The organism is Dethiosulfovibrio salsuginis (genome assembly GCF_900177735.1).
Classification (GTDB): Bacteria; Synergistota; Synergistia; order Synergistales; family Dethiosulfovibrionaceae; genus Dethiosulfovibrio; species Dethiosulfovibrio salsuginis.
This window is the reverse complement of the sequence record NZ_FXBB01000011.1, coordinates 58055-68358: the sequence shown is the minus strand read 5'-3', so window position 1 is coordinate 68358 and position 10304 is coordinate 58055. Positions and strand designations below refer to the sequence as shown.

The window sequence follows — 10304 nt, the reverse complement described above, 5'->3', positions numbered from 1 at the left end:
AGCTAACCCTTAAAGGCGGCCCTAGTTGGGGAACCTCCGCAGGAGCTATGCTGGGAACTTTAATCGGAGGGTTTCACGGCACATGGGCCATAAGGGACATACTGAAAAAAAGGGGCAAGAGGTTTCCCTAAAAGGCACCTCTAGAAACTCTAATCCTCGGAGAGATCGTTCCGACGGAGCCCAGAGCCCCTATACTCGACATGCCGTTGTGTAGTACGAATGGGGCGACAGGACGTCGCCCCAAGCCGAGGGGGGCACAGGACGTGCCCTCCGAGGCGGTTCGTACGGAACAGGCAGGTCGAGTATACGATTGGGCGAAACAGGGCGTAGGCGGGACGGTCTCTCCGAGTGGACTCGAAGGTGAGTTTCTAGAGATACCCTAAAGTATTTTCCGGGAAATAAACCACACAGAGAGGTGGAACTTATCGATGAAAGACATATTTGCACCGTGGAGAATATCCTATATCCAGTCCACCGACAAACCGTCGGGGTGTATCTTCTGTGCCTTTCCTGAACAGGACAGAGACGAGGAAAACCTGATACTACATCGAGGAGAACGCTCGTTTGTCATACTAAACAGATACCCATACAATTCAGGACATTTAATGGTGGTGCCCTACAGACACACATCGGACTACTGTTCCCTGACGACAGAAGAGGTTAACGAGATACACAATCTGTCTTCAATAGCGATCGAGGTGATGAAAAGGACAATCAACCCAGAGGGATTTAATTTAGGTATAAACCTAGGTAAAGTCGCAGGGGCAGGGGTGGAGGACCACGTCCATCTTCATATTGTTCCCCGATGGAACGGCGACACTAACTTCATGCCAGTCATGGGAGACGTCAGGGTTATACCTCAATCCCTTGAGGAGACTTACAGGGTGTTTGCAGACTCATGGCCTCGATGACCGACACGTACTGGACTATAACAACAACTGAGACCTTCGCCCTGAAAGAACGAAGGTCTCAGTTCATAGCCACCGTAGTCCCAGCCTCCACGGTGGAGGAGGCAAAAAGCTCTATCGAGGCAATTTCAAAAAAATATTCAGACGCAAGACACAATTGCTGGGCTTACAGGGTAGGATACCCCGATACGGTGGACCACTCCTCCGACGATGGAGAGCCCTCGGGCTCCGCAGGCCGTCCGATCCTCGGGGCCATACTAAAGGCGGACCTTTTCGACCTCGCACTGGTGGTTACCAGATACTTCGGTGGCGTAAAACTAGGGGTCAGAGGGCTTATAGACGCCTATTCCATATCCGCCGGGGAGGCCTTGGCCCTCTGCCAAAGGGAAGAACGAATGGTAACGATCCCCTTTGAATTTTCCTGCACCTACGACCGTTACAGGGACTGTCTCCACCACGTTAAGTCCCTGGGAATAGAGGACAGCTGGCTGAACCCGTCCTTTGATCAGGCGGTATCGGTGACCATGAAGGTTCCTCTGTCTCAGGGCCAAGAGATGGAGACTCTCCTGGAAGACCTGAGACAGAGGTCTATCTTGACCAACTGGACAAAAGATTAGTCAGTATAGATCAAGCCCTACTTACCCATATCAAAAGCCATATCCCAGGTCCCAACCCCTATCAAAGGGAGGTCTATTCCCTCCCTCGGCGGTTGCTCTTCCGCTCCGTAACCGATAACCGCTATGCCCTGGACCTCCACGTGAGGGGGAACCTTCAATACCTCCCTGACATGTTCCTCCTTAGGGGAACGGCGGTAGACGCCAAACCACACCGACGAGAGGTCCAGCGAGGTAGCGGCTATCAGCGTGTTTTCCAGTGCGGCGGAACAGTCCTCCAGCCACCCCAGACTTCCTTCAGGATAGGAGGAGAGATCGGCACATACCGCTATAGCCAAAGGGGCTTCTTTGAAGATTATTCCCTGAGAGAGAGCGTCGGCCAGAGAGTCCAATATAGACCTGTCCTCCAGTACAAGAAAGCGAAAGGGCCTGATACCCTTGGCACTGGGGGCGGAGGTAGCGGCGGCGAGGATACAATCCCTCTTCCAGCCCTCCACCGGTCTATCCCTGTGAAACCGTCTGACGCTTCTTCTCGCCAGAATAGCCCTAAGGGCATCTGGCATCGATTCGGACAATTTGTTCATAGCAAAAGCACACCCTTTCTATTGGAGTTGACACTGATGATACAAGAAAACCCACGGCCCCTGTCGTCTTTCAGCTCGTCGGACTTGATCTACCTGATTGAGGAGATAGCGGGCAAAACAGACCCCCTCTCCGTGGAGCTGTTAAAAAATATAAAGGACGAACTGGACAGGAGAGCTCAAACAAAAGGGGATCTCTAAAAAACCCGATCATCGGAGAGATCGTTCCGACGGAGCCCAGAGCCCCTATACTCGACAGGCCGTCGCACCAAGCCGAGGGAGCGCAGGACGTGCCCTCCGAGGCGGTTCGTACGGAACAGGCAGGTCGAGTATATGCCCGGGCGAGACAGGGCGCTGGCGGAAGGGTCTCTCCGAGGGGACTCAAAGGTTAGTTTTTTAGAGATCACAAAAGAGGTTTAAAGCACTGACCTTTATTGATCTTTATATTGAAAAAGATCTAAAGGGCATCTCTAAAAACGCTATTCCTCGGAGAGATCGTTCCGACGTAGCCCATTCGAGCCCGTATACTCGACCTGCCGTCGTGTAGTAGAATGGGGCGACAGGACGTCGCTCCAAGCCGAGGGGGCACAGGACGTGCCCTCTGAGTCGGTTCGTACGGAACAGGCAGGTCGAGTATACGATTGGGCCAGAGCGCAGGCGGGACGGTCTCGCCGAGGGGACTCAAGTGTGAGTTTTTAGAGGTCCCCTAAAAACTCCGATGTTTGGGCCAGCCAAGCCCAGAGGATTGTTTCACGTGAAACAATAGGGGATGGAACCTGTAGAAACAGGTCCCATCCCCTATTCTCGTGGGCGTGTGGGAAACCTCTAAAAACTCTAACCCTCGGAGAGATCGTTCCGACGTAGCCCAGAGCCCGGGCCAGGGCGTAGGCGGGATGGTCTCTCCGAGGGGGGACTCAAGGGTGAGTTTATTAGAGGTTCCCTATATTACCCCTTCCATAGCGACCTTCAGACGCTCAAACTCCTGGATCAGCTGATCCTTCAGGACCAACAGATCCTCTAGATTTCCGTCCTCTGCAGATCTTTCCACGGAAAAAGCTATGGAAGCGAGATCGGTAGCACCTACGGTGTTGGAGGATCCTTTGATGGTGTGGGAGTAAAGACCCACCGATCGCCGGTCCTCTGAGGCCAATCCTTCCGATAGGGAGGATATCTTTTTAGGCGTCTCGGACAAAAAACCCCTGATAACCTCGTCGACCACACCTACGTCTCCGTCCAAAAGGTCCATCAGAAAGGACTTATCCCAGTTGCTATTATCCACCTGTATCCCTCCTGCTTTAGACTCTCCTGACGATACAGACTCCATCTCAGAATCACCGATAGGCAACCATCTCTCCAGGATCTCCTGAAGCGATCGTCTCGATATGGGCTTTGTTATGTAGTCGTCCATTCCCGCCTCCACTGATCGATCTCTGTCGTCGCTCATGGCGTTGGCCGTCACCGCGACGATAGGTACTTTGCCCTTTTCTCCGCCGATAGCCCTTATCCTCCTGGTTGCCTCGTAGCCGTCCATCACGGGCATCTGACAGTCCATTAGGACCAGATCGTAGTCTCCCTTCATCACCGCCGCCACGGCCTCCTCGCCGTCGGCGGCCACATCGGCGGATATCCCCAGTTTTTTGATCATCTCCATGACGACTATACGGTTGACGTGGTGATCCTCGACCACAAGCAACCTAGTGTTTCTCCTCTCGAACCTAGGGGTGGACGACGGCTCCGACAGGACCACCTCGTCCTTGAAGGATCCCTCAGGCTGTCTCTCCAGGATAACCACGAACCAGAAGTTAGAGCCAACACCTTCCTGGCTCTCGACCCCTACACCACCGCCCATCAGCTCCGCCAGCTGTTTGCTGATGGCCAGCCCCAGGCCCGTTCCTCCGTGCTGTCTGGTGCTTGTGCTGTCCAGCTGGGAGAACTTGTCGAAAAGCAGGTCCATTTTATCCTCGGGAATCCCGACCCCCGTATCCATGACGGAGAAACGGACCATAACGTCGGTGTCGTTTTGACAGTATAGGTCGACCTTTATCTCCACCGATCCTCTAGATGTAAACTTGATGGCGTTGCCTGTGAGGTTGGACAGTATCTGTCTGAGACGCCATGGGTCGCCTCTCAGGAAGGGCGGAACCTCCGACGACAGGGAGAGGTTGAAGGCAAGTCCTTTGGCCTTGGCAGTGGATTCCATCAGCGCCCCGAAGTGATCCAGCAAGGTAGGGAGGTTGAAGTCAACCATCTTGAGCTCTAACTTGCCCGCCTCCACCTTGGAGAAGTCCAAAATATCGTTTATGAGCTCTAACAGTGAATTGGCGCTGGACCGGAGGATCTGTATAAATCGACGCTGCTCGTCCTCTAAAGGGGTATCCAGCAGTAGTTCGGTCATGCCAAGTACGCTGTTCATAGGGGTGCGTATCTCGTGGCTCATGTTGGCGAGGAACTCGCTTTTAGCCACGCTGGCGGCCTCGGCCTTCGTTTTTGCGATCCTCAGGGCCTCCTCCGCCTGTTTTTGGTCGGTTATGTCGTAGGCTGAGGAGACGACGTACTCGACATTCCCTTCGGGAGACAGCTTCGGGGTCTTCAGTATGGACAAAAGCCTCGGCTCTCCCGACGAGTCGGGCACCCATTCCTCGGTCTGCATAGGCCTGCCGCTGATAAAGACCTCTATATTTGACTTTCGGCACTCCTCCACGACCTCCGGCGGAAAAATATCGTACATATCCTTGAAGGCCAGGTCCTCGGGGTCTACGCCGAGAAAATCCCCATGGGCCTTGTTAACCGCTCCGTAGGTATGGTCGTCTATGAGATACCAAAGCTGAATTTGAACGTTATCGAGGAGAATTCTCCGTTCCTCAAGGGCCCTGGCAAGGGCTTCCTCTCCGGCCTTCCTTTCTGTGACGTCGGTCTGGACCCCAAAGTGGCCGGTGATACGGCCCTCGTCGTCGTAGGTACAGATATAATCTCCGTCGAACAGCACATCGGTGCCGTCCATTCGCTTTTCCCTGGTCTCGACGTGCCATCGTCCCTTATCGAACAGCCCACGCCACAGTGTCCGTCCGTAATCTACATCGTGGGAAAAGAGCTCGTTAGGGGTAAGACCTATAAAGTCCTCCTCTTTTGCGCCGTACTGATCTAGCATTGCCTGGTTTACCTTTACAATCCTCTGATGGCCCATAACGTAGTCCAACAACCTATCCTTGTCGCTTTGATCGTTCCATACTATAGGCTCGTCGAGCATCATGAAGAAAAAGCCGCTCAGAGACTGGGAGAAGAACATATCGAGCTGTTTTTTGCTCTCAGAAAGGCTCTTTTCCGCCTGTTTTTGCTCGGTTATATCCATGACGAATCCGACGACTTTTTCCGTTTTTCCTCCTTCGTCTCGGACCACACCGGCGAACTCTTTGACCCAGCGGACCTCTCCTCTATCGGTGATAATCCTGTGGCTGTAATCCAGCGAAAATCCCTTTTTTAATGTCACCATAGGCTCTGTGGTCTTTAGGACCATATCTTTGTCATCGGGGTGGATCCGTCTCATAAACCCCTCGAAGGTCCCCTCAAAGGTGCCCTCCTGGACTCCGAAAAGGGCCTCACATTCGGGAGACCAGAACAGCCTTGAGGTGTTTACGTCGAACTCCCAGGTTCCAGCCCTGGCGAATATCTGGGCCTTGGATAGCCTTTCCCTGTACTCGGTAAGCCTTTCCTCCGACTTTTTTCTGTCTGTGATATCCCTTGCTGCGGCGTAGATAAGCCTGCCCTTGGGGTGAGACCTCCATTCTATAAAGCGGTAGGATCCATCTCGACATCTATAGCGATTGACGAAGTTCAATACTTTATCCCCCTGGGACAGGCTTTCCATGGCCTTAAGAGTGGGCTCAAGGTCATCGGGATGAACGAATTCCAGAAACTTCCTGCCGTCCAGCTCCTCAGGGGAGTAGCCCAGAATCTCCGACCATGCGTGGTTGGTCTTAACGAAGTTTCCCTCTACGTCGGCGATACAGAGGAGATCTAAGTTGACGGAGAAAAAACCCTCCAGTTCCTCGGTCTGCCTCTTGTGGTCGGTTATATCGAGAAAAAGGGTGGTGAAGAAGAACTTTTCGGTGGAGTGGGCGTAGACTCTAAACCATTTTTCTAAAAGCTCAGAATAACTCTCGAACTCCCTCTCCTTGCCTGTCAGTGCGACCTCTCCGTAGGCGGCGATCCAGTCGAAATCGGAACGCTCAAATCCAGGCAGACACTGTCTGACCGTTTTGTTCAGGATATCGTCCCTTTTCAGGCCCGTCAGACGCTCAAAGGTGGAGTTCACCTCCAGAAAAACATAATCGAAGGGCTTGCCGTCACCATCGACTAATATCCTGTGATGGGCGAAGCCCAAAAGGGGACTTTCTTTGATAAGCTTCTCCAGCTTACTGACCATAACGTACACCTCCAACGGCCTCGGCGGCAACAACTCCCGTCTTTAGGTCAGTATATCATGAAGAGGAAAAAAACCGTGTCTAGGGTTATATTATAGTGTATATAGCCGCTGATCTTTATAGATCTTAGATAATGGGCACCTCTAAAAACTCTGCCCCTCGGAGAGATCGTTCCGACGGAGCCCATTTGAGCCCGTATACTCGACATGCCGTCGTGTAGTCGAATGGGGCGACAGGACGTGCCCTCCGAGGCGGTTCGTACGAAACAGGCAGGTCGAGTATACGATTGGGCGAAACAGGGCGCAGGCGGAACGGTCTCTCCGAGGGGACTGGAAAGTGAGTTTTTAGAGGTCCCCATAATGTAGTTAGAGACCGTTTTTTTTTACTTGTCACTCTTTTCACAAGTGGGGTTGCCTCCACGAAAACACCGGCTATAATGGGGTCAGATCAAGATCAACTAAAAAAATTGAAAAGAGGCGTAGGATATGAGATTTTCTAAAATAGCTGCTCTTCTTGCTGTGATTATCGGCGTATGTTACGGAGCCCAGGGATTGGTGGATGTCGCCGATTCAAGAGAGTTCACGTCGGTACAGGAGCTGGCCCAGTCGGGCAACTCCGACGCTCAGAGGGTATTAGGGGAGGCCTATAGCGCAGGATACCTTGTAGGAAGGGACGAATCTGAGGCCCTTAAGTGGCTCACCCTTTCGGCGAAACAGGGCAATCCCTCCGCCCAACTGAGCCTGGCCTCTCTGTACTCCAGAATGGGAGACGAGAGAACCGCGTCGATGTGGCTCGAGAGGGCCAGGGTAAACGGCTGCGTAGGGACAGCTAGATCGGTCTCCGACCTGAGCTTCAACAGCCTGTAGAATTGTTTCACGTGAAACAAAACGGTCTTCGTTCACCTAAGGTGGACGAAGACCGTTTTGTTACTGTCGCCAGGTTCCAGGAACAAACAGCATGACTACGGTGAATATCTCGAGGCGACCGAGAAGCATACACAGGGAGAGAATCCATTTTCCTGTGATAGAGATAGCGGAGTAGTTTCCCGTAGGCCCTATCTGTCCAAACCCAGGGCCTATGTTTCCCAAGGTGGCTGCGACGCTGGAGAACGCCTCTATAAGATCGAGCCCTGTGGCCGCCATTGCTAGGGAAAAACCGGCAAAAAGAAGGACGTATATGATGAAGAAGGCGGTCACCGACGCCAGGACATCCTCTTTAAGCACCCTACCGTTTAAACGAAGTCTGATTATCTGCTGGGGATGAAGGAGATGGGATATCTCCATACCGACCCTTTTTATCAAAACCATTATCCTTACGTTCTTTATGCCTCCTCCGGTAGAACCCGCACAGCCCCCTAAAAACATCAACAAAAAGAGGACCATCTTTCCGTAGAAAGGCCATCGATCGAAGTCTGCGGTGGCGTAGCCGGTGGTGGTCAAAATACTGACCACCTGGAAAGCTCCGTCCCTAAGAGATCTCTCAAATGTGGAGACCTGACCTGAAAGATAGAGCGAAAGGGCGACGGAAAAGGTGGAGAAAAGGACGACCTTCAGGTAAAAACGGAACTCCTCGTCGTTCCACCAGCTTCCCCATTTCCCCCGAAGAACCATGTAATGGAGGGCAAAATTAGCCCCTGCGAGAAACATAAAAAGTGTGATAACCCAGTCAAAATAGGCGCTGTCGTACTGGCCGATGCTTCCGTTCAGAGGGGAAAATCCCCCTGTGGCCATAGTGCCGAAGGTATGGGTAAGTGATTCAAACATATTCATGCCACCGAGGGCCAAAGCCCCGACCTCCAAAGCGGAGAGGAGGACGTATACCGCCCACAGGAGGACCGCGGTCTGCTGAACCCTAGGGGTGAGTTTTTCCGGTGTCGGCCCTGGCACCTCCGCCTTGAAAAGCTGCATACCACCGACCCCTATAAAGGGCAGGATAGCCAGGCTGAGGACTATTATGCCCATTCCTCCAAGCCAGTGGGTGAGGCTTCGCCAGAAGAGAATTCCTCTAGGATTGGATTCTATGTCCGTCAGTATAGACGCACCGGTGGTTGAAAAGCCCGACATAGCCTCGAAAAAACCGTCCGTATAGGTCGGAACCGATTGTGAGAGGTAAAATGGCAGAGCCCCTACCGCCGAGGCCACCACCCAGGAAAGGCTGACCACCGCAAAGGCCTCCCTTATACCTAGCTCCTGGTAGTCCTCTCCTTTACCTAAGGCGAACATCGCCGCGCCTATGGACAGCCCCGCCAGAATGGAGACCACGAAAGCCCCCCAATCGGCGGTGCCGTCGGATAGGCTCCAGTATAGAGGCCATATCATTGACAGGGAAACTATGCCAACCAGAAGCCCTAAAACCCTCAGGACCAGCCTTAGCCTCACTGGGAAACCCCCAGTATTTTGATGGCCTTAGGGAGCAGGTCTCCTGTGGCAAAGACAGAGATAATATCTCCCTCGGTTATAACAAGATATCCATCGGGAACTATTATAGAATCCCCTCTTTTGACCATGGCGAAGATAATACCCTTAGGAAGGTCGATGTCTTTAAGCTCTTTTCCCCCCACCGGACTGTCTTTGGGTACGGTCACCTCCAGCATCTCCGCCCCTATGCGGTCTATCATGGAAAGTGTCCCTGCGCTCTCGGGATACCTGACGTGTCTGAGGATAACCGAGGCCAGGGAGTCGTTGGGGTTTACCACAGAGTCGATTGGAAGATCCTCCGCAAGTCTGGAGTAAAGCTCCTTTCTGACCACCGCCACCGTCTTTCTGGCGTTCATTCTGTCCGCTAAGATGGCCAAAATCATGTTTAGTTCATCGTTATCGGTAGTGGCTACGAAGCCATCTACGTCCTGAATGCCCTCGTGTTTTAGAAGTTTTTCGTCGGTGCCGTCTCCCCACAGTACGGTTACCTTAGGTAGCTCCTCCGCCAATCGGATGCATTTCTCCCTGTTTCGATCTATAATTTTTACCTCTATGGAACGGTAGCTTTTTATCAGTCTTTGGGCGAGATGGACCCCCAACTTGCCCCCTCCCACTATCATGACCCGCCTAAGGGCTCTATCCTTGCCAGGGTGAAATAGCTCCTGTATCTTGAAGACCATATCCCTGAAGGAGACAAGAAAACACAGATCTCCCTCCTGAGCTACCCACTCCCCTGAGGGGACAATGCCCTTGCCCCCCCTTTCGACGTAGACCATTACCGAAGAGAGATCGGGATTTTCCTTTCCCACCTGAATCAGGCTTTTGCCCAATATAGGGGAGGTCGTCTCAACCCTGAAAGCGTAGGATCCTGCTCTACCGTCGAAAAGCTCGGTAGCGTGGACCGCGGCGTTGACCTCGAGGAGGTCCTCTATATCCCTGGCAACAGATCTCTCTGGGGAGTTCATCACGTCTATTCCCAAAAAGGAAGCCCACTGAGGTGTATCGGTGTATTCCATTCCTCTAGCCCTCGATATGGCCCTTTTAACTCCGCATTTTTTAGCGACCCAACAGGCCATTATGTTGACCTCGTCGTGATCGGTACAGGCGATCAGAAAGTCCACGTCGCAGCCTTCGGATATTCCAGCTCTCTCCAATACAGGAGGACGGGCACCGTTTCCGACCACCACCGCCACGTCAAGCTCGTCCTCCAGCTTTGCGGCGACCTCCTGATTTTTCTCCACTACGACAATATCCTGCCCCTCAAGAGAGAGACTTCGGGCTATGGTGTAACCTACGTTGCCCGCTCCAACTATGACGACCTTCATAACGCCCTCCAAAAGACTATTTTAGTGACCAGGAGCAC

General features: G+C 52.8%; 8 protein-coding genes. 4 read left to right on the top strand and 4 right to left on the bottom strand.

Going from position 1 to position 10304, the window contains the following annotated elements:
• Positions 1–428: 428 nt before the first annotated feature.
• On the top strand, positions 429–911 hold the full coding sequence (locus tag B9Y55_RS05695; RefSeq protein WP_085544402.1) for an HIT family protein: 483 nt from the start codon (positions 429–431) through the stop codon (positions 909–911).
• Complete coding sequence (locus tag B9Y55_RS05690; protein WP_143340827.1) at positions 908–1525, top strand: IMPACT family protein; 618 nt, start codon at positions 908–910, stop codon at positions 1523–1525. Before B9Y55_RS05695 ends, B9Y55_RS05690 begins: the two co-directional genes overlap by 4 nt.
• A gap of 17 nt (positions 1526–1542) precedes the next feature.
• Here the strand turns inward: B9Y55_RS05690 and B9Y55_RS05685 are convergent, their stop codons facing one another.
• Complete coding sequence (locus B9Y55_RS05685; protein ID WP_234986147.1) at positions 1543–2106, bottom strand: nitroreductase family protein; 564 nt, start codon at positions 2104–2106, stop codon at positions 1543–1545.
• Positions 2107–2142: 36 nt separating this feature from the next.
• Here B9Y55_RS05685 and B9Y55_RS13215 point away from each other — a divergent pair, with 36 nt between their 5' ends.
• Positions 2143–2304, top strand: coding sequence for a hypothetical protein (locus B9Y55_RS13215; RefSeq protein WP_159448253.1), 162 nt, complete (start codon positions 2143–2145; stop codon positions 2302–2304).
• Between the two features lie 739 nt (positions 2305–3043).
• Here B9Y55_RS13215 and B9Y55_RS05680 read toward each other — a convergent pair.
• Positions 3044–6526 (bottom strand): PAS domain-containing hybrid sensor histidine kinase/response regulator, encoded by a 3483-nt coding sequence (locus B9Y55_RS05680; RefSeq protein ID WP_085544400.1) that lies wholly within the window; start codon positions 6524–6526, stop codon positions 3044–3046.
• Between the two features lie 483 nt (positions 6527–7009).
• On the opposite strand from B9Y55_RS05680, the gene B9Y55_RS05675 reads away from it, so the two are divergent.
• Positions 7010–7390: a tetratricopeptide repeat protein gene (locus B9Y55_RS05675; RefSeq protein WP_085544399.1), complete on the top strand. Its 381-nt coding sequence runs from the start codon at positions 7010–7012 to the stop codon at positions 7388–7390.
• A gap of 60 nt (positions 7391–7450) precedes the next feature.
• Here B9Y55_RS05675 and B9Y55_RS05670 read toward each other — a convergent pair whose 3' ends face one another.
• Positions 7451–8902: a TrkH family potassium uptake protein gene (locus tag B9Y55_RS05670; protein ID WP_085544398.1), complete on the bottom strand. Its 1452-nt coding sequence runs from the start codon at positions 8900–8902 to the stop codon at positions 7451–7453.
• A complete protein-coding gene (gene trkA, locus B9Y55_RS05665; RefSeq protein ID WP_085544397.1) occupies positions 8899–10266 on the bottom strand; it encodes a Trk system potassium transporter TrkA in 1368 nt (455 codons plus the stop codon). Before trkA ends, B9Y55_RS05670 begins: the two co-directional genes overlap by 4 nt.
• Between the last annotated feature and the right edge of the window lie 38 nt (positions 10267–10304).

Excerpts from the sequence above, each read along its gene's own strand:
- B9Y55_RS05675 (WP_085544399.1), top strand. The coding sequence starts at position 7,010 with ATGAGATTTTCTAAAATAGCTGCTCTTCTTGCTGTGATTATCGGCGTA.
- B9Y55_RS05695 (WP_085544402.1), top strand. The coding sequence starts at position 429 with ATGAAAGACATATTTGCACCGTGGAGAATATCCTATATCCAGTCCACC.
- B9Y55_RS05685 (WP_234986147.1), bottom strand. The coding sequence starts at position 2,106 with ATGAACAAATTGTCCGAATCGATGCCAGATGCCCTTAGGGCTATTCTG.
- trkA (WP_085544397.1), bottom strand. The coding sequence starts at position 10,266 with ATGAAGGTCGTCATAGTTGGAGCGGGCAACGTAGGTTACACCATAGCC.
- B9Y55_RS05690 (WP_143340827.1), top strand. The coding sequence starts at position 908 with ATGACCGACACGTACTGGACTATAACAACAACTGAGACCTTCGCCCTG.
- B9Y55_RS05680 (WP_085544400.1), bottom strand. The coding sequence starts at position 6,526 with ATGGTCAGTAAGCTGGAGAAGCTTATCAAAGAAAGTCCCCTTTTGGGC.
- B9Y55_RS13215 (WP_159448253.1), top strand. The coding sequence starts at position 2,143 with ATGATACAAGAAAACCCACGGCCCCTGTCGTCTTTCAGCTCGTCGGAC.